The sequence below is a fragment of the Thermogemmatispora sp. genome (assembly GCF_019683755.1).
Classification (GTDB): domain Bacteria; phylum Chloroflexota; class Ktedonobacteria; order Ktedonobacterales; family Ktedonobacteraceae; genus Thermogemmatispora.
Genome location: NZ_JADGHT010000004.1, coordinates 1 through 21,810, shown reverse-complemented (window position 1 = coordinate 21,810; position 21,810 = coordinate 1). Strand labels below are relative to the sequence as shown.

Here is a 21,810-nt window from a genome sequence, read left to right as displayed (position 1 = left end):
TGCTCCCACCTCTCTGGTTACCCATCAGCTCAGCCCCTGTCTGTCTACCTGTCCGTGAGAGCGGGCAGGCTCGGCAAGGCTAGGCTGTTTTGGGACGCCCCATGACCATACCGACGATCCCAACTATCAGCAGGATCGCACCGACGATCAGGCTAACCAGGCCGCGCGTAGGATGATGAGACACCTCGAACACAACGCCGAGGATAAGCAGGATAATACCTACAGCAAGAGCGGCGTAAAAAAGATACTGGTTCTTCATACGCGGTGTTCCTACCTTCTCCTCAAAAGTTCAAAATAGGGACCTCGGTCCGCAGGAAAGATGGCGACCTGTAGGGCTGACGGCAGGACCATCTTTCTCCAGAACGGGGGCCTTTGCCAGGCCAGGGGCAGCCACCCCAGACAGGGCCAGCCTTGTTTTGCCTGACCAGCCCTACCCCGGTGGCTTCGTCGCCCCAGCGGCCTCTAAGCAATTCTACCTAATCAGGAGGCGCTATGCAATACAAAGAAGAGCAGAACAAGCCCAATCAGCCCAGCAGCCCAGCAATAGACGGCAAAAGGATAGAGGTTTCCTGTTTCGAAGTACTTCAGTAAGAATTTAGTACTGAGAAAAGCCGCCACACCCGAGAGTACCATGCCGGTAAAGACCAGCAGCAGGACCGATGAGGGGAGGCCAAAGAGCTGTGGGATCTCTAGCACCGCCGCCGCAAAGATGATCGGAGTCCCCAGCAGGAAAGAATAGCGGGCCGCATCTTCATGGCTGAGACGAACCCCTAATCCAGCCACCATTGAGGCTCCGGAGCGCGAGATCCCCGGGATCAAGGCCAGCGACTGCCCTAAGCCCACGAGTACCGCTTCCTTCCAGGACAGTGAGGCCAGCGGGCGCAATACCGCCTTGCTATCCTTCCTCGCAAGACGCCGCTCTTCCTGCGCTGTCAGATAGCGGCGTAAGGCTTCACCAAAGAAGAGGAGCGAACCATTGACGACCAGGAAAGTCGCCGCGATGACCGGTGATGCAAAGAGTTGCTTGAGGGGCTTCTCAAGGAAGACTCCCAGAATCCCCGTCGGGATTGAGCCAATAATGATCAACCAGCTTACCCACTCTTCAGTGCCACGCTCTACACGACCTTCTTTGACACTTTTCCACAAGGTGCGCACCACCTGGAGCCAATCACGCCAGAAATAGATCAGGAGCGCTAGCGCGGTTCCCAGGTGCAGGGCCGTAATCAAGGGAACAAAGCGTTCGTTATCCACAAGATCCCCCCAGCCCAGCAGCCCAGGGATGACCACCGTATGCCCCAGGCTGCTGATGGGGAACAACTCGGTAACCCCCTGCAATAGAGCCAGAAAAATGACCTGTCCGAGATTCAGATTCATTAGCTCAACTCTCGCCTTTGCTTTGCTTCCTTACTTGAGGTACTTCTGAACCTCCTGATCAAACTCGGCCTTGGTCTTTGCAAAGACGGCCCGCCCATTATCAGGCCGGTTCAGGAAAAAGTAGTAATCGGTTTTGGCTGGTGAGGCCGCCGCCTCCAGACTGGCCAGGCTCGGGCTGCAGATCGGCGTAGGCGGCCAACCCTTATGGGTATACGTATTCCAGGGACTGTCGGGTAGCACCTGCCTGCCCGCGGCAGTCAGCGCCGCCCAGTAGGTTTTCGTCCCAGGCTGCGAATCGCGCGCGTACTGGACGGTCGGGTCAGCGTCCAGAAAGCCGGCTGTCTCTGCGTTAGGGCGATAGATACGGTTCCAGTAAACACTAGCAATCAAGGGACGATCGCTATCAAAGGCCGCCTCTCGCTCAACGATCGAGGCCAGCGTTACCATTTGGTAGAGGGTCATGTGGTTGGCCGCTGCCTTGGTGTCAAGATGGTACTGTTGTACCTTGGCCTGGAACTCCTGTAGCAGACGGTCAATCACATCGGTCGTAGTTGCCCCAAGGTCGAAAAAGTAGGTATCGGGGAAAAGGAGACCCTCCATCGTCGCCCCCGACGGGAGCTGCTTCAACAAGGGGAACTTGTTGCGATCAGGAAATTTCGTCGGATTCTTCGTATAGGTGAGAAAATCTTGCTTGCTGAAACGCGGCAGGCCCGCAGCCTCAATCTTGTCCGCGATTTGCTCTAGCCGCCAGCCCTCCGGAATACGGACGACGATTTGATCGGGCTGGGCATTCATGAGCGCATCAATGATATCGCTCATGTTCATGCTGGTGTTCAAATTGCGGTAGACGCCGGCCTGCAAATGCTGGTCCAGGCCCTTGATCTTGGCCCAGAAACGAAATGCCAACGTGTTCCGAATCAGCCCCTTGGCCTGGAGGTCATTGGCTAGCTGCTGTACCGTCTCGTTCTCCTGGACAATAATTGTCACTGTATGCCCCTGGCCCGGAGGACTGACTGGCTCAAACATCGCTGTGACTAAATTCCAGGAGACATAGATGAGGCCCAGGACCAGCGCGAAGACCAGAAAGACGATGAGAATGGCCCCCCGCGAGCGGGGAGGGTGAGGACCTCGTACTTTCATTGTGACGCTTCCTCTGAAGCTTGGTGCCGGTGATTTAGGTACTGCTGCAGAATAAGCGTCGCTGCCAGAGCATCGATCCCCTGCCGGTTCCTTCCTTTCTTGCCCTGACCACCTTGGTGACCACTACGCCTGGAACGCCTCCCCCTTGCCTCTTGCTCCCGCTCTGCGAGCAAACGCTGTGCCTCTACCGTCGAGAGGCGTTCATCCCAGAGATCCACCGGGATCTTGATATGGCGCTTCAAGCGCTCTACAAAGGCAAGCACACGCTGCCCCTGTTGATGGATCTGTCCATCAAGGCTGACCGGTAGCCCTACTACGAGCGCCTCGGCCTCGTTCTCCTCAATGATGCGCTGCAACGCCCCCCAAAGCTGGGCTTCGTTGCCGCTTACCTCCAGTGTTGTATAGGGCGAGGCCAGAATCTGCGAGGCATCACTGATGGCCACTCCGATACGCGCCTCTCCCACATCTAAAGCCAGTATGCGAGCCATACAAAGTCAGACAGGCAAGCGTGCTATCTTTCTCCGTTACTACTTCTTACTATAGAGCAGTATCCATAGCATTCTAACGAAGGAACCCTTCGCTGTCTACGCCGTGAGAGAAAGAATGGCAATGACTGGCGGGCAGGCACCCATTCCCAGCGCCTTTTGCCGGGACTGACAAGCCTTCTGCCAGCGGCTCTGTCTTTCGCTGCGCCCGTCGCCCGCCAATGAAAAAGGCCGACGGAGTGACCGACCAGTCTGATCGGTCTTTGTTCCGTCGGCTCTCTCTTTCGTCCGCAGTCTCTCCTGTCCTCTTAAGAGACGGTTACTATGTTCCGGTGAATATGGATATGCTCGCGCAGCAGCGGCATCCAGGGGTAAAAACTCGGGGTGACAGCGATGGCTGTCTGGATATCTACCGCCTGCTTCCCAAGGCGAGTGGCCAACAGACTGTTAAGGTCGTTAAGGGCCTGGTCCTTGGCTTTGCCGCTGAGCTGGCTCTGCAGCTCTTCGTCGCTAAGGCCCGGCGCCGCAAGGCCAGTGGCGTCAAAGGCGACGGTCAGCGAGCTACCGCTGTTGTTGGGCGTGCTCTTGAGCTGCCCAATAGAGACTGGTTTCTCAGCAACGAGCGCATAGCCATGCTGCTGCTTAGCGATGGCGGCGTTGAGGGCAGCACGCGCTGCCTCCTGAATATCAGCAGCCCGCACCACGAGGATAGCGGCCTGCAGGCTAAGCGTTGCTGCGAAGCTGCCCCCCGGTGCGATCTGACCGGCAGCGGGGACGGCATTCACTTGTTCCTGGATCGCTGGCTGACCGGCTACATCTCCGTTATGTAGCTGTTGCTTGAGCCAGTCGTGCATCTGTTGCTGTAGGCGGGCCTCTAGCTGGGTCTTGAGCGCATTGACATCGGCGTTAGTCACCTGGGGGACACTGCCCAGGCCGCCGCCCGAGGTAGGCTGAGGGTTAGTCACGGTCAGCTCGCTGGCTGAGGCGCCGATCTGCTGCAGGCTTTCAGGAGGAATAACGGTAATGCTATTGGCTGGCACATTGCCACTGGTGCCCGGATTGACCGCCTCAACTTGTACCGGATAGGTCATGCCGGGTGTAACCAGCGGCTCGGCAGTGGTTCTGAACTGGATGCCAGAGGCAGTCTCGACAATCGTTCCCGTAGGGATCACCAGCGAATGTGTGCTTTTGTTGGTGAACTCAACCGTACCACGCGCTTTGACCACCCCGACTCTAGCCTGTCCACTGGCCCTCCCTTGAGCCTGAGCGGTGCGATTGAAGAACAGCACCTGTGCTGGCAGGGTGCGAGCGGCCAGATTCAGGCGTGTTGTTGAGGTAGCGGTAAACTGTAGATGCTGACTGAAGGTTCTTGCAGGCAGCGTAAAGCTGACATCTGCAGAGGGAACATAGTAGGCCAGCATCACGATCACAGCCAGGAACAGCACGAGCACGCCGACGAAGAGCAATGGACCTCTGGCTCCTCCCCCACGAGCGGCCGCAGGCCGACGAGGCGCACGAGCAGCCGTCACTCGACTACCGGCACTGGGAAGAGGAGCAGCTTTGCTCTGAGGTCGGCCCGGCAGCGGCTCGTCTGGCCCACGTGGGGCTGTCCCTGGTGAAGCTGCCCGAGAGGAAGTAGCCCCCGCCGGTGTCCTTACCAGGGAACCGCTGATGACACGAGGAGACTCGGGAGTAGGACGGGGAGGCAAAGCCCGGGTAGGAAGTGCCTCAATATCCGGTAGCCCTTCTTCACTCTCTTCATCACCCTCCTCTTCAGGACCAGGAAGAATACTTTCTCTTCCCAGGCCACTCAATCGCGAAGCTGACGCCTGGCCATAGGCCCGCCCTTCCGAGCTGGGCACGGCGGACGCGAGATCTTCACCTTCCTCGGCGGTCTCTTCCCTACCAGAGGTACTCCAGCGGTCGGCAGAAAAGTGCGTCGATGGCAGAGCGATATCCCCCTGATCACCCAGATCCTCGACCTCGGCTTCCAGAAGGGTGCCACGTCGGCTGGAGATCGCCGGAATGTCGTCCTCCACCTCGTTGACGGGTGCAAACGCTCCGCGCTGCTCGGGGAGAGGGCTGGGAGAGAGGTCCTCGATGCGGCTGAAAGGGTCGAAGATTTCCTCTTCCGCTTGGTGACTCTCCTCTGTCCCAAGGGGGGCAGTAGTATAGGACTGCCGATCCAGGGCGGCAGACGCAGCGTAAGTGGAACCTTGCTGCGCGGCCTGGCGGATGTGCTGGGCAGTGCGGAAATCCTCCAGCAGCGTATCCTCAGTCTCATCCTCCTCTTGCTCAGACGGGAGGAGTGGAGAGATCGCCGCGGAGGCATCGATTGGTTCGATATGAAAGTCATAGGAGTGCTCGGTCGATGGCTGAGAGTATCGGCGGGCAGAGCCGCCGGCTTCAGCGGGATGCTGAGGACTGGCCAGGTCTTCGATGAAAGGACCCTGGCTTTCGCGTACACGCCCCAGGGAGCTTGAGAGTGTCTCGCGCTCCTCCACTTCTGGCCACCCACCCTGGCTAACCAGGGGCGCGCGCGGCGGTACTGGCTTGCTCTCTCGTTCTCCAGCGCCGGCAGAGGCGCTACGCTGCTGCTCAGTCCGCATACGCCCCGTAGAGCCGCGTGTTGCTGGCCGCGAGCTAGAGCCATGCTGCAGGACACGTGCAGGCCGGCTGCCAGGCCGCGCCCGACTGCTGGGCGGAGAGGTCAGCGACTCCGCTACCTTGAAGCCGGCAGCTTTGACCACTACACGGACCTGACGATCCGAGCTGACGACGAGCACATCTTTGCCCAGCTCACGTGTGCGTGCATGCAGCAGCCGCCACCCTACATGGCTGCGCAATTTGGTCTGCGGGGGCACCACCAGAATGAGGCGCCGCGCCTGCGCCTTCTCCAGGCGTTGGCGCACGTCGGTCAGTTCTTCCTCGGGACCAAGATAAATAATCTGCTGCTCGTCAGACATGTGCCCTACTCCCTGCATGCAGGCCAGCACGCAACTGCTTCTACGTGGGCCCTGCCTCGTGTCGTTGTTCCATCTTGTCTGTGCTCTTCAGCTTGTCAGCTCAGGCGAACATTTGAAGAGGTAAACGTTCTTCATGCCTGCTCATTTGCTTGTCCGCTCGCTGCGCGCTGGCGGATCAGAGATGCATATTTTGAATGACTTTATAGAGCGCTTGCTCTAGAGCGCTGTTCTCGTTCTGAAGCTCGATCGCCTGATACGCCAGAGCCATCGGTGTAATATCCTGCGCATCACGCAGCAGTTGACGCGGATCAAGGATACTAGTGACCATATCTGGCTGAACCGTCTCAATGAGCGGTGGACGAGCAAAGGGCAGCCGTTCTGTCCAAGGGAAGCTACGCAGTTTCTCTTGCAAGTCGGGGAGAGCTGAGCCTCCGCCGACCATATAGATGGCAGGAGGTAGAAGCTCGTTCTTCGCCAACTCTTCGATGAGCAATTCTACACTATCCATCCAGGTTTGGCATTCGGGAGCCAGAATCGCCTTGATCTCTTCGCGCTCATGCCCCTTAATCCCCCCATTGCTGTAAAGCACCTTGAGTTTCTCGGCTTCCTTCAGAGAGAGACCCTTGCCCGTCGCGAGGCGCCGGGTAAACGTTCGCCCCCCAAGGGCAAACATCCGTGTCTCCTCAATGCCTCCCTGGCGCACCAGGGCAATATCGGTGGTTCCACCTCCCACATCGATGAAGATCGCTCCACTATCCGCACTGGCGTTGGTGCTGAGGCAGCGCGCCAGAGCATACGGCTCCGCCACAATGGCCACCAGGCGCAGATCCAGGCCCTGAGCCACTGTTTCCAGCGCTCCTAGCTGCATGAGGGGCGCAAAGGCGCTGAAGAGAGTAAGAGAGAGATGGCGACCACGGAAACCAATGGGGTTGGTGACCACTTGCCCATCGACGCGCACGGAGATCACCGCAGCGTTGGTAAGACGCACCTCGATGTTTTGATACCCCGTCTCCGCTGCAATACGATCGCGGGCATTCTTCAGCAGCTTCTGCTGCGCCATGCCGATCAGGCTCTCCAGCTCATCGGGTGTGATGAACTTGTTTGGCTGTTGGCGGGTCTTGGTCACAGTAATCGAGCTTCCCTTGACCAACTCCCCAGCGATGCCTATCACGGCATCCGGCGCCACGATATCACCGGCAGCTCGTTCAGCCTGGATTAGAGCCTCATTGCAGCCATGGATGACCCCCTCGATATCCGTGACGATGCCATCGGACATATGTGAGTAGCTCTGGCGATGTCGGCCCACACCCAGCACGATCCCTTGATCCTCCACTACTTCGAAGACGATCGCCTTGGCGTACTCCGTACCAATATCGAGGGCAGTATAGAACTGGCGTCCGCCCCCGTCGCCGTATTGCTCCTCGTAGCCGTCCTCGGGGATATACTCATAGCTGCCCTCTCTGATCGGTCCTCGGAAGAAAGAGCGCAAGCGGTCAAAGAGCTTTACCATCAGAACTCACAACATCCCCTGTTGATGCATGCCACAGAGAACATGCCGCCTTTCGGTCCAGGCTTTAATAGGTGAACACGAGCACTACACGTACGTTATAACACAATGCCTGCTGGACAACAAGGGGCACCAGCTTCGCACCTTCTGTGGGCCGCCCCACTCAGCCAGTGTGCACCGCCTGCCCTGTGATGATGAGTCTCCCTCGTCTTCCTGACCGCGAGGTCGCTGCCGGCCTTACTTAGGTAGGCAGCGCCCGGGTCCGACCTCAGTGTGGCAGCATCCTTGCTTTACGCCTGGCTCATTCCAGCCAGGTCGATTGGTTGGTTGGCCCTGGCAGAGCCAGCGAGCGATTCCATCGGCTGGCTTCTCTTCACTGTGGAGCCAGCCCTCTCCCAAGTAGGAGCCTGCTGATGTTGTCCTGGGTGAGGCCTGGCAGGCCCCTGCTCGGGCCAGCCGGTCAGCTCTCAACTCAGGGCCTGCTCAACGAGCGAAGGCACCAGGGCCAGTGCTGCGCTGAGGGCCTCTTTGTCGCGTCCGCCACCCTGAGCATATTCTGGCCGACCGCCGCCTTTTCCGCCGAGCCGCTGGCCCACGGCGGAGGCGATCTTGCCAGCGTGTACACCACGCTGGACCAGCTCGGGAGCGACCAGGACCTGCACGCTTACTCGTTCATCGTAGGATGCGGCAAGCGCTACCACGCCTGGGCGTCCCAACTTATTGCGCGTCATCTCAGCAATCTCACGCAGCACGCGATCGTCGGGAGCCGAAAGGCTGGCTGCCACCACCGGTACACCCTTCACCTCGCGCGCCTGCTCTGCCAAGGAGGCCGCCTGGCGTCTGGCCTCTTCTCGCTGATATTGCCCCAGCTGGCGACGTAATGCCGCTAGCTCGTCGCGTAGCTGATCAACGCGCTCGATCAGATGGTCCGGCTGGGTCTGCAAGCGGCTCGCCAGGGTTTCGACGAGCGTCTTACGCCCGCGGAGATACTGCTCAGCGCCGCGTCCGGTGAGAGCCTCGATACGGCGAATGCCGGCGGCAACGCTTGTCTCCTGCGTTGTGACGTAGATGCCAATCTGCCCGGTGGCGCGGCAGTGCGTACCTCCGCACAGCTCTTTGCTGCTGCCCATCGAGACAACGCGCACCTGCTCGTCATATTTCTCCCCGAAGAGGGCCATCGCCCCTGTCTTGAGCGCCTCCTCCAGTGGCATAATCTCGGTGATAACCGGATAGTCGGCGCGAATCCAGGTATTCACCAGCTCATCAAGACGGATCAGGTCTTCGCTGGTGAGAGCACGAGGAGAGGCAAAGTCGAAGCGCAGGCGCTCCGGCTCAACCAGCGAGCCGCGCTGCTCAACCTGGGGTCCAAGCAGGTCTCGCAGGGCTTTATGCAGCAGATGAGTGGCGCTGTGGTTGCGCATAGTGTCTTCACGACGCTGGGCATCGACCTCTGCCTGGACCGTCTCGCCGACCCGCAGGTAGCCCTCCGTGACGCGGCCATAGTGGACAATCAGGCTTTTGACAGGGCGTTGGGTATCTTCGACGACAAAGGTCCCTACCGTTCCTTTGAGCAGGCCTCGATCGCCGATCTGGCCGCCGCCCTCGGGGTAGAACGGGGTGCGATCCAGAATCACTAGCGCTTCTTGCGGTGCGCTGACGCTCTCGACTTCTTCACCATTGACCAGCAGCGCCACAACCGTGCCGCTAGCGCTGGTGGTTTCATAGCCGAGGAAGGTGGTTGAGGTGACACGGCCTGCGACTTCGGCGAGCTGCTGATCGTTGCGGGCCTGGGCGAAGGGGCTGGCAGCACGGCTGCGCTCCTGTTGCTGGCGCATGGCCTCCTGGAAGCCCGCTACGTCGACGGTGAAGCCCTGCTCCGCCGCAATCTCCTGAGTCAATTCCAAGGGGAAGCCGTGGGTATCGTACAGCTTAAAAGCCTCGACCCCGGGGATAACCGTCGCGCCGCGCTCCTTCAGTTCAGCTAGCAGCTCGGTCAGCAGCTGCAGACCGGTGGAGAGCGTTTGATTAAATTTCTTCTCTTCCATACTGAGCAGAGCCACAATGCGATCGCGGTGCTGGCGCAGCTCGCTGTAGTGGCCGCCCATCAGCTCGATCACGGTATCGGCAGCCTCGGCCAGGAAGGGCTTCTCCAGTCCAAGCAAGCGACCGTGACGGACGGCGCGACGCAGGATGCGGCGAAAGATATAGCCGCGGCCCTCGTTGCTGGGCAGCACGCCATCGGCAGCCAGAAAGACCAGGGCGCGCCCGTGGTCGGCGATGACGCGCAGCGACGTATCGGTGCGGGCATCGCGGCCATAGGCCGTGCCGGCCAGGCTGGCGAAGCGGTCCATAATCGCTCGGAAGACGTCCGTCTCAAAGACCGATTGCTTGCCCTGGAGGACCATCGTCAGGCGCTCCAGGCCCATGCCCGTATCAATGTTCTTGCGCGGCAGAGGTGTGCGCTTGCCATCGAGATCCTGATAGAACTGCATAAAGACCAGGTTCCAGATCTCCAGGAAGCGCTCGCATTCGCAGCCGGGCTTGCAGTCTGGTCTACCGCAGCCATGCTCGACGCCGCGATCGTAATAGATCTCCGAATCCGGTCCACAGGGGCCAGCGGCTCCCGGCGGCCCCCACCAGTTATCTTCCAGGCGCACAATGGCCTCATCAGGAATGCCGGTGATCTCCGTCCAGTAGCGCGGGGCCTCGTCATCCTCGGGGTGGACCGTTGGATGGAGACGCTCAGGAGGGATCTTTACGACCTGGGTCAGAAATTCCCAGGCATAGGCGATCGCCTCACGCTTGAAGTAGTCTCCCACCGAGAAATTGCCCAGCATCTCGAAGAAGGTCAGCGTGCGCTCATTGCCCACTTTATCAATATCCGTCGTGCGGAAACACTTCTGCACCGAGGTGAGCCGCGTGGCGGGAGGCGTCTCGCGCCCCAGAAAGAAAGGAATCATCTGCTGCATGCCGGCGGTGGTCAGGAGCACCGTCGGATCGTCGCGCGGGATGAGCGACGAGCTGGGCATCAGATAGTGACCTTTCTGGACAAAGAAGTCCAGGAAGCGTTGGCGAATTTCTGCAGTGGTAGGCTGCACTTTTACAGACACAGCTGCCTCCTCACTAGTACAATCGGGCCGGGCTCACCCGCGGCACCTGAGCGGGACGGCTTGGAAGTTACCAATCCAAAACAGATCGGCTTGATAGGCTCAGCACCTTGGTCTTGGTTGGTATGGTGAGCGCTCAAGCGCGCCACTTCATCGGTCCAGATCGCTATACGTAGCGTAGATGAGATCCGGTGTGGATAATAGAACCAGCGTCCTCCCCAGCACGATGCCGCGTCCCGCCAGATCGGGCATAGGTAATACTAGAGCCATTTGTGCACGGGCATTATATCAAAGCCAGGGACCTATCGCAATGCCTGTGGAAAGGAGCGAGGTGCATGCCTGTTTCAATGAAGCTTCCCCGTCGCACGCTCATGGTCCTCTGCGGGCCAGCCGGCTCCGGCAAGAGTACCTTTGCAGCGCGCTACTTCAGTGCAGTGCCAACAATGGTGGTCTCCTCCGACTACTGCCGGGCCCTGGTCTGCGACGATCCGACCAATCAGCAGGTCAACCGCGATACTTTCGACGTTTTCCACTATATAATCAGGAAGCGCCTTTTCAATGGACGCTTTACGGTCGCGGATAGCACAGCCCTCCATGCAGAGGCTCGTCGCAAGCTCTGGGAGCTGGCTTTCCATTTCGGCTACCTGAAATGCTTGGTGGTCTTCAACGTTTCGCCCGCTACTTGCTTGGAGCGCGACCGCCAGCGCGAGCGCCAGGTTGGCCCCCAGGTGATCGAGTACCATGCTCGCCTCCTGCAAAAGGCCCTGCAGGAGATCCCAAGCGAGCAATGGGATCGTGTCTATCTGCTCGATGAGCGGGATATGGAGGCTGTCATCGAAATCGATCCTTGATTCTCGACCTGTGCCATGCCTACTATGGCACTCAGGTCAGCTCGCCCTGTTCTTTCTGCTCTGTTATGAGATTAACTCAACTTTGAGAGAAAGGATTGCCTTTATTCGATGGATTCGATCTTCCCGTGGAAACGTGATGGTCTGCGTCTTCCGGTTCCCTGCGATACGCTCTTTTTTGATGTTGATGGCGTTTTGATCAAAACGAGCGAATCGTTCCGTGCTACCGATATCGCTGTGGCTGAGTATATTGTGGGAACGCTCCACGGCCTGGATTGGGGCCGCTCTGCGGGTCGCCCCTTGCTCACGCTCGATGATGTCAAGCTCTTTAAACAGGCCGGCGGCTTCAATGACGATTGGCATATGTGCTACTTGTTGGCGGGACTCTATACGGCAAAGCTGCGTGAGTGGCGTGGGACCCCGCTGGCGGAGCGCAGTAATCGCGAATGGATGCAACTGGCACGGGCGGCAATGTTGGAGGGACATGGCGGCCTGGAGTGGGTGCGCTCGGTGATTCCTGCCAGCGCTCTGCCCGACTTTGAGCTGGTGGGCGAGTTGTGCCATGAATTCTACTGGGGCGCGGCTGAGTATCGCCGACGCTTCGGACGCGAACCGCGTTATCTGCCTGATTGGCCTGGCTTCGTTCATCGTGAGACGTTGCTGCTGCCTCCTGATCTGCCAATGCGCCTGCATGACGCCGGCCTGCGTAAGCTGGGGCTGATCACTGGCCGCATCGGCCCCGAGGTCGATAGTGCTTTGGAGCGGCTGGCCGCTCACAGTGGTGGACCCTGGTGGGATGTGGTGATCAGCGGCGATGATTGTTTGAAGCCTGATCCGCGCGCGCTGCGCCTGGCCATTGCGGCTGTGGGGGCCGCTGGTGGTCTTTACGTGGGCGATACGGCTGACGATCTCGATTTGGTCCTGAATTATCGGCGTACCCAGGCCCCGGGCGAGCCGGATTTTCTAGCGGTGATGCGCGTCTTCCCCGATGAGGTGGATCTGTATCGGGAACGCGGTGCTGATTTGATTATCCGCGAGGTAGCCGAGCTGCTTCCCTGTCTGTCCTCTCTCTAAGCCGCCTTCTTCTGTGAGAAAAAAGCTGCCAGCGACTCCAGTGCCGGCCTCCTCCGGTAGGTCAAGCACTGGAGTCGTTGGCCCCCCGGCAAAGCACGGCCCCGACTTGCTAGTCAGGGCCCACGCTTCTGCGCCTCTTCAATCAGGCTAACGAGGTATTGCAGCTTCTGAATGGCATGCAAGGCATTGCGCCGATTGCGCTCATAGCCTTCCGGGGCAAGCTGCATGAACCAGGTTCGGATGTCTTCCTCAGAAACATCGTACCACTTGGTGTCGGCTTGCAGGCGCAGGTAGACGCGCATGGCCGGGTCCTGCTGCTTGCGCCGCGGTATGAATTGCAGCGGCTGTGGACCGCCCGAGCCGCCTGCAGCCTCGGCGCTTTCCTGCTCATCGGCAGCAATGGCCTGAGCCAGCTCAGGTTCAGGGTGTAGCTCTTTGTAGAGAGCTTCCACGTCGGCGGTCTTGAAAAAGTAGTCGCGCCCTACTCCCTTGTAGGCCCGAATCCGTCCCTGTTGGACCCACTGTTCCAGTGTGCGTCGATCAATCCCTAAACGGCGGGCTGTTTCGCCAGCATCCAGAAAGGCGAAGCGCCCGCGGGCCGGTCCACCGGTGGTCATAGTCTGAACTCCTTTGCCCCTGTCAACGTGAGGCGAGTGGCCACCTTGCTATCACCCGTTATGTCAGACGCTGCTGCAACGTAATCCCCATGCCGTCGGGATCATGCAAGACGGCGATCAGATTGCCGGTAACTTGCTTCTCCGGCGGCTGCGAGAAGGTCGCTCCGCGTGCCTTCAGTTCCTCATAGGCCGCCTGGATATCGGGAACTACAAAGGCCAAATGAGCGACGCCAGCCGGTGGCCGTCCAGGATAGAACTGAGCCTGTCCCTGGCCTCCAGCGCGATGGAGCGCCAGGCGCACGGAGCCGGTCTCAAACTCGGTCCAGCCCGGCGAACTGAAGCGCAGAGGTAAGCCGAGCACATCGCGATAGAAGGCCGTTGAGCGCTCCATATCGCTGACGTAAACCACAATATAGTCAGGCTTCTCCAGCTTGAGTGTCATAGCCAGTAAGCTCCTTTTTGACGGCGTAGAACAGCAAGAGGGTACTGCCGTAGCGCCGTTCGTCTTCCACGGTCAGGCGCGTCAGCGGCACCGCCAGCAGTTCATCTCGCTCGCGAGGATGAATCTGGACGATCACGAGACCACTCTCGCTTAGGAGTGGTGAGCGATCGAGCAGAGCTAGCGCCCGAGCAGCTAGCTGATGATACTGTGGCGGGGCTACATAAATGATATCATAGGCTGCCCGTACAGATGGGGGAACCGTAGCGCTGCTGACCCCTGGCCTGCTTTCCTGCTGAGCTTGGGCCATTAGCCATTTGAAGGCGTCAGCACGCAGCGTCTCAGCTCGCTCAAGCAGTCCCGTCAGTTGGAGATTCTCACGCAGGACCTTAAGGACGCGCGGATCGATCTCGATGAAGGTGGCAAAGGCCGCGCCTCGGCTGAGTGCCTCGATGCCCACGCTACCGGTCCCGGCAAAGAGGTCTAGAAAGCGGGCACCCTCAAGGCGTGTAGCCAGAATATCGAAGAGCGCTGTCTTGACGCGATCAATAATTGGGCGGGTACCGGGCGTACGTGGCGATTTGAGACGCCGCCCTTTGGCCTCTCCAGCAACCACGCGCATAGTTGTCTCTCCTGTCCAGCTCGCTCAATTCAGGGCCAGAATCATGGCAACGTCGCGCTCGAAGTCATCCTGTTTGGCCCAGGTGATCAAGGCCTCGACTTGATCGATGCTGAGCTGCTTGAGAGCCGTGACCCCCCAGATGCGGCCTATCAGTTCGCACAGCTCGTCCTCACTGATCTGGTCTCCGATGACGTTCCAGAGAACAGCCAGATGTGTCTGGCTGACCGGTGTGTTGCCGCGCACTTCGCGCAGCTTGTTTAAGAGTGTCCGCGCATGAACGCGCTCCCGCACTGAGAGCTGTCGTCCCTCTTGGCTCTCGGCACTCCATTCCTCTCCCTCCTCTCCCATTTCATTCTCTTCACTATCTTTATTTAGACCGCCATCACATTCTTCATTTTCGTATACTATATCTTGTTGAAAGCTGCTTTCTTCTGGATAAGATGCTTTTTGATATTCTTCATCGATATCGCTTTCAGCGTAGAAAGCCTCGTGGGCAGAGGTTTGCCCGGCGCGTTCCTTCTCCAATGGCTCCTGATATGCCTCCTCTTGCTCTTGCTCCTCCGCTTCAATCATCAGCTTTCCGCGAGCATGCCCCTGATGCCACTCGCGCTGCGAAAAGACAGCGGGATAGCCAGGATAGGCAGATTCCAGAGAGGCCGCTTTGCCAGGCATGGAGGGACTCGTCGCTTGGCTTCGCTGGGCGACGAGGTAGCGGAGCTGGTCCAGAGCCTCGCGCAAGTTGAGATTACTGAGGCTTCTCACTCCGAGCAGCTTCATGGCCTGTTTCGAATCCATGTTGAAGTTATCACGCAGGATTTGCAAAAATTGAGGGAGAGTGAGATCGCTATTGAGATTGCCAAAAACGCCCGGAGTTGAGGGCAAAGCAGGCGCCATGCGACGTCGGAGCTGTGAGGCGGATGGCAGCCTCTGGCTGGTGGCCGAAGCGGCAGGAGCCGAGGGCGGTCGTTGCGCAGAGCGCGTCGCTTCCAAGGACTCGCGCGAGCTGGCAAGATGTGAGGACGGTGGGCGCCCACTCTCATCTCCAGGGGGTGAGGCCTCAGGCATCGTGGATGGCGCCACCATCTGCTTGAGACGCTGCTCCAGACGAGTGCTGAACTGATCCAAACCGCTCAGAGCTTCCTCCAGGAGACGTTCACGCTCCTCAGCGCCAGCATCTACAGGCACCGGTACCTCCACTTGAACGATATGGAGACGCCCGTGAGCAGCAAACTGTGTTTTGTAGTGGAACCAGATATAGGCCCCACCAGTTGAAGTTCTCTCCTTCGCTACAGCCTCATCCATAGCAAGACCTGCCTTTCTGTCCGCGTCAGTCAAGGCGCCACCGGGCAAGATGCCGTCCGCCCTCTCCACCATCGCCAGTAGGCCACTAATCAATGACGCTGCTCGAGTAGACCGCACCGAGCTTCTCGTGGTTGGTTCTCCCAATTATACCCCAAATGAATATCTCTCTGGTGCCCGCAAGTAGGGTTCAGACCTGGCATACAGGTAGCGCACGACTGGCTAGACGAAGACCTTCCCTGCTCGCCAGGTGTCCACGGCCAGCTTTACTGTACGAATATAGGCCGCCACATCGTTGCTGTCGGTGGCAGGGGCATAGACTGGCACAATCTGGTCGATGGTGATCAAGCCTCGAGCAACGTACTCCTCGTCGATCAGACGATACCAATCAGCAAAACCCTGCTCCCAGCTCGTGTAGCGTCGGTAGCCTTCATAGCTCGCCTCACCAGGAAGCGCGCGGATATTACCCAGGGAGTGCGTGACGCGCGCTACGCCAGCAGTACCAAAGCGGCTCTCTACCAGAAAGAAAGCTAAGGCATAGACAGGATCGATATGGTAAGCTATGCCGTCGGCATACAGCGCCTGGCCCTTGCCCGCCGCCGGCGACTCATAAGCCGTCAGTACTTGATCAATGAAGTTGGCTGACACTGAGGGGGCGCCGACCACCGCGTAGTGACTTCCCCCCCGCAGAGCGAGAGGATCCGCGATTAGCCAGAGCAGCGCCATCATGACTAGCGCGGCAAACGGCACTAGCATCCACTCGCTTAGCAGGCGCCGCTTTTGCCGGTTGCGGCTTCGAGGGCGGCGACGACCTCCTCTGGTTTTTCCTCTACGAGTCTGCTTCCTGCGTATCATGCCCTGGCAGTGCTGCTAAGCATAAAGACCGTTGTCGGCTTTCCACCGGGGGCTATTATCGCATGGAAGAGGGGAAAACGCCAGCCGCTTGCTGGACTTGTCAGGTAGGCGTCAGTTGGAAAGCAGTCGATGATTTCCTCATAAGAATCACTTGTCAGCCAGGCTAGCGCACCGTACAATACAGTAAAAATAAGGCACCCGATCTTATGAGGAAGGCAAGTAAGGGGCAAGATCCGCTAGATACAGGAAAACAGGCTATAACTCAGAGGAGAGTCGAGAGAGACAGCAGGATGGGGGACTGTCACGGCGAGCGGATCAACTCGCACATGGGCAGCTTTTCTGCCCCGACTTTCTCTGTGAGGAGCACGTCCTATGCTTCACCCTTCACCCACTTATCCGCGATTACCGGAAGCGAAGAGGAACGAGCTTAAGCAGCCAAGAGCCACACCGCTGCGCCCACGCCTGGGGCAGAGACCTCTTGCGCGCAAGGTTAAGGCCATCTTACGCCCACCAATCAAAGCTATCTACTATCTGGCCACACTGATTCGTAATCACAAATTGCTCAGCCTGGGGGTCGTCGTGATCTTCCTGGCCACCGCCACTGTCACCAACTATGCGCTGACCGGCGAGTGGCCGCTCGGCATCGCCCAGGATCAGTTCAATTTCCATATCAATGGCGGCAGCGGTGGCGGCGATAAAGTGAAAGACTGGCTCTATGCGCTGCGTGACGGCGATGTGTCTACGTTGCGTATGCTGCAATCAACGCTACGTATGGCTCAGCCCCCCGATCCAGCCGAGCTGGTCAGCCAGTACAGTGAAAAGCAAACGAATCTGGTCTGGCGTGATATCCACGTGATCGGCGTCTACCAGCAATCAGATACGACTGTCGATAGTCTGGTGAGTGTCAATTTGGGAGCGCGCGGACCGGGCGGCGGCACCAGCGGTTTCATGCTCTGGCACTTTACGACCCTGCCTCAGAATGGGGGTTTGCTGCTCTGGATCGACCTTGTGAGCTTCCGAAACGCCCTGAGCTAGCGTGAGCAGCTCAGCCGCTGATGAAATCATTGGTCGGATCAATCAGGCTCTAGGTTCGTGGCTGCCATTATCTGAGCGCAGGCGAGACAGGACCGACTAGTCTCGTTTGCTTGTCTGCTACAGTCAGCAAAGAGGTCGCTCGCCGACCCCGGCTAGTAAGAAAAAAAAGGGGACTGCTCATGGCGACAGAGAAACCTTTCGAGAAACAAGAGGAGCTGGACAGGTCAATCGATCTGGGCCTCGACCAGTTTGGACGCTTCGTCCGTCATAACTGGTTCTGGCTCCTTCTTGGAGGCTTTGTTCTCTGGTACTTTTTCAGCAATATTTTCCCCCAGTTGAGTGCTCCTTCGCCTGAGGCAATTTTTGCCTACCTGTTTGAGGTCGCCTTTGCCATCTTCTATATCCTGATCCAATTCATTGCCCTCTTCTGGTTTTTGGGCCGTCCCCGCCTCTACTGGCTGATGCCTGGCGAGACGGGGGTTAGCTTCAAGGACTATAAGGGCAATCCTGAGGTTTTGGAGCAGGCACGGCGAATCGTGACGATCCTCCAAGGGATCAAAGAGTTCCGCGATATGGGTGGCCAGCCCATTCGGGGGCTGTTGCTTTCTGGACCGCCCGGCACAGGCAAAAGCTATCTGGCTCAGTGTATCAGCAGTGAAGCTCAGGTCCCCTTTGGCTACGCCAGTGCTGCCAGCTTCCGCAATATGTTCTGGGGCATTGACGTGCTGATTATCATGCGTCTCTATCGGCGGGCGCGCAAATTGGCGCGTGAGTACGGGGCCTGTATCCTGTTCCTGGACGAGATCGATGCCCTGGGAGCCTCGCGCACCAGCCCGGGCCGCATGCCCGTTCCCGCTATGGGCGGCGGTCTCTTCGGCTTCATGGGCACTGGGGGAGCCCTCAATCAGCTACTGATGGAGATGGACCCGCCGCCCGTCGAAACTGGTTGGTTTAAGAAGATTCTGCGCGTCCTGGGCCTTTATCACGGTCGAGTCCAACGCGAGCCGGTGCTGACCATTGGGGCCACGAATCTACCCGAGGCGCTTGATCCGGCTCTGCTGCGCCCAGGGCGCTTTGATCGGCGTATCAATGTGGCTCCGCCCACGGATAAGTACCGCGGCGAGGTGATTCAGTACTACCTGGATAAAGTCAAGCATGATCCCAATATCCCGATTAATACCCTGGTCTACCGCATGGCCGGCTACACGCCGGTGGAGATCAAGCACGTGATCAACGAGGCAGTGATCATTGCCTACTTCTCTGGGCGCGATGAGGTGATCTATCAGGATATTATCGAGGCCCAGGACATTCATGAGTTGGGCTATCGCCGTGAGAGCAACCTCTCCCTCCTGGAGCGCCGACGGATCGCCTATCACGAGGCAGGCCATGCCGTGGCTTCCTACTATCTGCGGGATCGCTATCTGCCACCATTCGTGACGATTCATCAGCGCAGCGATTTGAAGACCGCGGCGGCCTTCGCTCTCCCACGTCCCAAGGAAACAATTGTGACCACGAGCAAAGAGGAGTTGCTTGCCCACATTCAGGTGAGTCTGGCTTCCCGCGCCGCTGAGGAACTGTTTCTGAATACGCAACTGGACGGGGTCTTTGGCGACCTGCGTCACGCCACTGAGCTGGCTGCCTCCTATATTGGCCTTTACGGCATGGACGGTACTTTGGTCTCCTACGGCGCCTTTGTTCCTGAAGACTCCGACATAGGCAGTATACTCTCCTCGTTCCCGATGGATCAGCTCAGAGAGCGAATTGAAGCTGTACTTCAATCGCAGTTCAAGGCCGTGAAACGCTTGCTGCAGGAGCATCGCGAGGCGGTGATAGCTGTGGCCGAGTCGTTGATTGAGCGCGACGAGCTTTCCCCCGAAGAGGTCGAGGAGCTGATTAATCAGGCCGATACTCATCGCGTGACTGTCGAATTGCTGCCCGAGTTGGCTCCGGTGCTTGGTCTAAGCCAGGATGAAGCCGATGGCGATAGCCATCTGGCTCTCTTGCCAGCCAGCAATGGCCACGCTGCCGGCGAGAGTACTCCTTCTGAGAGTGCTCCTCACCAGGGAGGCTGATGGGCCTCTCTCGACAGCAGGGCCCTCAGTAGGACAGCTCTATCCACTATCGCTGTGCTTCTTCTTAGCGCTGACTGCTGTTCACGCCGCCCAGAGAGCGGCGTGAATTTTTTGCGCTCCTCGAAGCAGACCAGGCCATTTCTCTCAAGATGATGACCATTGCACTATTGTGTTGTATAGTGGAATACGTCTCTCCAAGGGAGAGAGCCTAGAATCGCTTGAGGTTTGTTAGATTATGACTAGCGAGGTCATCGTGGATAGTCAGGCCCCCGTATCCGCGACAGACGGCTCCCGGAGCGTACGCTCTCGCTGGTTGCCGAGAGCTGCGCTGTGCCTCCTGCTAGCCATCGGGATGGGCATGCGTCTCTATCAGCTTGGGCAGCCGTTAGAGCGCGACTTTGACGAAGGCGTCTATCTGCAGTCGTTGCGCGCGATGAGCCACGGCTTTGCTCTCTATAGCCAGGTTTTTTACTCGCAGCCGCCTTTCTTTCTGGAATCGGTCTTTCCGATCTATATGTTCGCAGGCCAAAGCCTTTGGGCAGGACGGTTGGCCGTGGCCTTGCTCTCGCTCTGGGGCCTGCTTGGCGCTTGGTTACTGGGCAAAGCCCTCTATGGCTATAAAGGTGCCTTTGTAGCGCTGCTTCTAACTCTGACCAGTGTGTCGTTTCTTCACGAAGCGCGCGTTCTTCAAGCAGATGGCCCCTCAGTTGCCCTGTCACTGCTGGGCGTAGGCCTGGCCTTTCAATGGTGGAAACAGCCGACGGGCCGGCGTGGCTTGCTGCTCGCAGCTCTGAGCGGAATCAGCCTGGCGCTGAGTATTATGACGAAGTTTCTAGTGGCCCCAGCCTTATTACCCGTCGGCATCCTGGTGCTGATGCGCTTCTGGCAATTGACACGCCCATCTGAGGGGAAACGTTCCTCAACGCCCCTGGCCTACTGGGCGCCAGTGGCTGGTATAGGGGCCTTCGTATTGGTGACACTTGCGCTCTTCCTGCCCTGGACTAGCTCCTTTTCCACCATGTTCCAGAGCATCGTCTCTTTTCATACAAAATCAAATGTGATCTTTCGTTACACCTTGCGCACGATTACGTTCCCTTTGCTGCTACAAGGCCTCTCAACGCCCTTAACGTTCACTGGTCTTGCGGGGATAATGGTAGCCGTGCTGCGCCGTGACTGGCGTGTGATCCCACTGTTTGTCTGGTTCCTGGGCACGATCCTTGTCCTACTGGAGCAACGACCGCTGTTTGCCCACCACCTTGTCGCGCTGGTGCCGCCACTCGTCAGCTTGAGTGTCTTGGGCTGTTCCGCCCTTTCGCCGCTGTTCAGCCAGCTCTCGGTCAAGAGGAGCCAGACTCAGTGTTCCTTCACTCGGACCAGCGCGATCGTCACGATTGTTCTGGCGGTGGGCTGCGCCTATGCCTTCGGGCAAGACATCATCTATCTATTGAAGCCGCCTCCTCCGGTGACACCTACAGGGCCGCTTCAGCAGGCAGCGAGCGATCTGAAGCGCTTTACACAGCCGGGTGATCTGGTAATCAGCGATGAACCGCTAGCAGTTGCTCTCGCTGGGCGCGATACTCCTCCTTGGCTGGTCGATCCGTCATCGGTGCGTATCCAGAGCGGCTATTTGACCCTGCAGGATCTCATCAAGGCCAGCGAGCAGCCGCAGGTACGTGCCGTCCTCTTCTTTAGCTCACGCTTCCACTTGCAAGAGGTTGAGGAGTATCATAGCTGGGTGACACAACATTTCCATTTGGTGCGTGTCTACGGCAAGGATAGCATAGGATATCCTCAAGAATTATGGGTGCGTTGAGCTAACCTGGTTGAGTAGCTGGCCAGGTTAGCTCTGGCAAAAGCAGCAGTTACTCGCTTAATAAGCAAGCCATGAAGCGGAAAGGAGTGGTGCCCATGACGGGACGCCGCACATTCAGTACAATGGAGCTGCTCTTGCTGGGTGTCCTGGTTGGATCGTTGATTCTCTCGTTCCTCCAAGCGCGCCGACAAACAGAGCAGCGCTAGAGCCAGTGCCCTACCTGGAGCTTCGGCCTGCACTGCATTGCACCTGCAGAGGCGCCTGCCCACAGAGAAGGCCAGGCATCAGCCCACAGATCTAGGTGGAGATCGATAGGCTGCAGCATCCGTGCTGCAGCCTTTTGCTGCTGCTCAACCGAATAGCGAGCCGGTGCGGTGAGCCGGTGGGCAAAGTCTCGCTAGCATGATATCATTAGGTAGCAGCAAAGGAGAGCAAGGCGCCAGTCCTTCCGGTGCGCCAGGCAGCATCGGCAGTGGCTCCCATAGCGGTCCAGACTGCGCTGGAGCAGCCACAACATGGCACTACTATGTAGAGCGTGATATGGGGAGCAGTAGAGC

Annotated in this window: 17 protein-coding genes; 5 read left to right on the top strand and 12 right to left on the bottom strand. The window is 58.5% G+C overall.

Annotation, left to right across the window (positions count from 1 at the left end):
* Window positions 1–79: 79 nt before the first annotated feature.
* The 7 genes from IRZ24_RS00890 to alaS form a co-directional block, all read right to left on the bottom strand.
* A complete protein-coding gene (locus tag IRZ24_RS00890; RefSeq protein ID WP_297159691.1) occupies window positions 80–259 on the bottom strand; it encodes a hypothetical protein in 180 nt (59 codons plus the stop codon).
* Between the two features lie 221 nt (window positions 260–480).
* Entirely contained in the window at window positions 481–1,374 is an 894-nt protein-coding gene (locus tag IRZ24_RS00885; RefSeq protein ID WP_297159688.1) for an undecaprenyl-diphosphate phosphatase, read from the bottom strand.
* Between the two features lie 30 nt (window positions 1,375–1,404).
* Complete coding sequence (gene mltG / locus IRZ24_RS00880; protein WP_297159684.1) at window positions 1,405–2,514, bottom strand: endolytic transglycosylase MltG; 1,110 nt, start codon at window positions 2,512–2,514, stop codon at window positions 1,405–1,407.
* On the bottom strand, window positions 2,511–3,002 hold the full coding sequence (ruvX, locus tag IRZ24_RS00875) for a Holliday junction resolvase RuvX (RefSeq protein ID WP_297159681.1): 492 nt from the start codon (window positions 3,000–3,002) through the stop codon (window positions 2,511–2,513). The genes mltG and ruvX overlap by 4 nt, the downstream gene beginning before the upstream one ends.
* A gap of 305 nt (window positions 3,003–3,307) precedes the next feature.
* Entirely contained in the window at window positions 3,308–5,965 is a 2,658-nt protein-coding gene (locus tag IRZ24_RS00870; protein ID WP_297159679.1) for a baseplate J/gp47 family protein, read from the bottom strand.
* A 175-nt stretch (window positions 5,966–6,140) separates the two neighbouring features.
* Window positions 6,141–7,475 (bottom strand): cell division FtsA domain-containing protein, encoded by a 1,335-nt coding sequence (locus IRZ24_RS00865; RefSeq protein WP_297159675.1) that lies wholly within the window; start codon window positions 7,473–7,475, stop codon window positions 6,141–6,143.
* Window positions 7,476–7,939: 464 nt separating this feature from the next.
* Window positions 7,940–10,582: an alanine--tRNA ligase gene (gene alaS / locus IRZ24_RS00860; RefSeq protein ID WP_297159672.1), complete on the bottom strand. Its 2,643-nt coding sequence runs from the start codon at window positions 10,580–10,582 to the stop codon at window positions 7,940–7,942.
* A 332-nt stretch (window positions 10,583–10,914) separates the two neighbouring features.
* Here alaS and IRZ24_RS00855 point away from each other — a divergent pair, with 332 nt between their 5' ends.
* Window positions 10,915–11,430 (top strand): AAA family ATPase, encoded by a 516-nt coding sequence (locus IRZ24_RS00855; RefSeq protein ID WP_297159669.1) that lies wholly within the window; start codon window positions 10,915–10,917, stop codon window positions 11,428–11,430.
* Between the two features lie 108 nt (window positions 11,431–11,538).
* Window positions 11,539–12,501 carry an HAD family hydrolase gene (locus tag IRZ24_RS00850; RefSeq protein ID WP_297159666.1) on the top strand — a complete coding sequence of 321 codons (963 nt, stop codon included), beginning with the start codon at window positions 11,539–11,541 and terminating at the stop codon, window positions 12,499–12,501.
* A gap of 113 nt (window positions 12,502–12,614) precedes the next feature.
* Here IRZ24_RS00850 and IRZ24_RS00845 read toward each other — a convergent pair whose 3' ends face one another.
* From IRZ24_RS00845 to IRZ24_RS00825, 5 genes are all read right to left on the bottom strand, one after another.
* Window positions 12,615–13,118: a helix-turn-helix domain-containing protein gene (locus IRZ24_RS00845; protein WP_297159663.1), complete on the bottom strand. Its 504-nt coding sequence runs from the start codon at window positions 13,116–13,118 to the stop codon at window positions 12,615–12,617.
* Between the two features lie 58 nt (window positions 13,119–13,176).
* Window positions 13,177–13,560 (bottom strand): VOC family protein, encoded by a 384-nt coding sequence (locus IRZ24_RS00840; protein ID WP_297159661.1) that lies wholly within the window; start codon window positions 13,558–13,560, stop codon window positions 13,177–13,179.
* Window positions 13,535–14,179, bottom strand: coding sequence for a 16S rRNA (guanine(966)-N(2))-methyltransferase RsmD (rsmD, locus tag IRZ24_RS00835; RefSeq protein WP_297159658.1), 645 nt, complete (start codon window positions 14,177–14,179; stop codon window positions 13,535–13,537). Before rsmD ends, IRZ24_RS00840 begins: the two co-directional genes overlap by 26 nt.
* Before the next feature lie 24 nt (window positions 14,180–14,203).
* On the bottom strand, window positions 14,204–15,481 hold the full coding sequence (locus IRZ24_RS00830; RefSeq protein ID WP_297159657.1) for a hypothetical protein: 1,278 nt from the start codon (window positions 15,479–15,481) through the stop codon (window positions 14,204–14,206).
* Window positions 15,482–15,700: 219 nt separating this feature from the next.
* Entirely contained in the window at window positions 15,701–16,234 is a 534-nt protein-coding gene (locus IRZ24_RS00825) for a glucosaminidase domain-containing protein (protein ID WP_297159655.1), read from the bottom strand.
* Between the two features lie 471 nt (window positions 16,235–16,705).
* Between IRZ24_RS00825 and IRZ24_RS00820 the strand changes: the two genes are divergently transcribed.
* From IRZ24_RS00820 to IRZ24_RS00810, 3 genes are all read left to right on the top strand, one after another.
* Complete coding sequence (locus tag IRZ24_RS00820) at window positions 16,706–17,368, top strand: hypothetical protein (protein WP_297159652.1); 663 nt, start codon at window positions 16,706–16,708, stop codon at window positions 17,366–17,368.
* A 179-nt stretch (window positions 17,369–17,547) separates the two neighbouring features.
* Window positions 17,548–19,440, top strand: a complete 1,893-nt coding sequence (locus IRZ24_RS00815) for an AAA family ATPase (RefSeq protein WP_297159649.1) — start codon at window positions 17,548–17,550, stop codon at window positions 19,438–19,440.
* A 235-nt stretch (window positions 19,441–19,675) separates the two neighbouring features.
* Window positions 19,676–21,253 (top strand): phospholipid carrier-dependent glycosyltransferase, encoded by a 1,578-nt coding sequence (locus IRZ24_RS00810; RefSeq protein WP_297159647.1) that lies wholly within the window; start codon window positions 19,676–19,678, stop codon window positions 21,251–21,253.
* Window positions 21,254–21,810 lie beyond the last annotated feature (557 nt).

Bases quoted from the DNA above. Each gene is read 5' to 3' on its own strand.
- IRZ24_RS00890 (WP_297159691.1), bottom strand. From the start codon at position 259: ATGAAGAACCAGTATCTTTTTTACGCCGCTCTTGCTGTAGGTATTATC.
- IRZ24_RS00885 (WP_297159688.1), bottom strand. From the start codon at position 1,374: ATGAATCTGAATCTCGGACAGGTCATTTTTCTGGCTCTATTGCAGGGG.
- mltG (WP_297159684.1), bottom strand. From the start codon at position 2,514: ATGAAAGTACGAGGTCCTCACCCTCCCCGCTCGCGGGGGGCCATTCTC.
- ruvX (WP_297159681.1), bottom strand. From the start codon at position 3,002: ATGGCTCGCATACTGGCTTTAGATGTGGGAGAGGCGCGTATCGGAGTG.
- IRZ24_RS00870 (WP_297159679.1), bottom strand. From the start codon at position 5,965: ATGTCTGACGAGCAGCAGATTATTTATCTTGGTCCCGAGGAAGAACTG.
- IRZ24_RS00865 (WP_297159675.1), bottom strand. From the start codon at position 7,475: ATGGTAAAGCTCTTTGACCGCTTGCGCTCTTTCTTCCGAGGACCGATC.
- IRZ24_RS00855 (WP_297159669.1), top strand. From the start codon at position 10,915: ATGCCTGTTTCAATGAAGCTTCCCCGTCGCACGCTCATGGTCCTCTGC.
- IRZ24_RS00850 (WP_297159666.1), top strand. From the start codon at position 11,539: ATGGATTCGATCTTCCCGTGGAAACGTGATGGTCTGCGTCTTCCGGTT.
- IRZ24_RS00845 (WP_297159663.1), bottom strand. From the start codon at position 13,118: ATGACCACCGGTGGACCGGCCCGCGGGCGCTTCGCCTTTCTGGATGCT.
- IRZ24_RS00840 (WP_297159661.1), bottom strand. From the start codon at position 13,560: ATGACACTCAAGCTGGAGAAGCCTGACTATATTGTGGTTTACGTCAGC.
- rsmD (WP_297159658.1), bottom strand. From the start codon at position 14,179: ATGCGCGTGGTTGCTGGAGAGGCCAAAGGGCGGCGTCTCAAATCGCCA.
- IRZ24_RS00830 (WP_297159657.1), bottom strand. From the start codon at position 15,481: ATGGATGAGGCTGTAGCGAAGGAGAGAACTTCAACTGGTGGGGCCTAT.
- IRZ24_RS00825 (WP_297159655.1), bottom strand. From the start codon at position 16,234: ATGCTAGTGCCGTTTGCCGCGCTAGTCATGATGGCGCTGCTCTGGCTA.
- IRZ24_RS00820 (WP_297159652.1), top strand. From the start codon at position 16,706: ATGCTTCACCCTTCACCCACTTATCCGCGATTACCGGAAGCGAAGAGG.
- IRZ24_RS00815 (WP_297159649.1), top strand. From the start codon at position 17,548: ATGGCGACAGAGAAACCTTTCGAGAAACAAGAGGAGCTGGACAGGTCA.
- IRZ24_RS00810 (WP_297159647.1), top strand. From the start codon at position 19,676: ATGACTAGCGAGGTCATCGTGGATAGTCAGGCCCCCGTATCCGCGACA.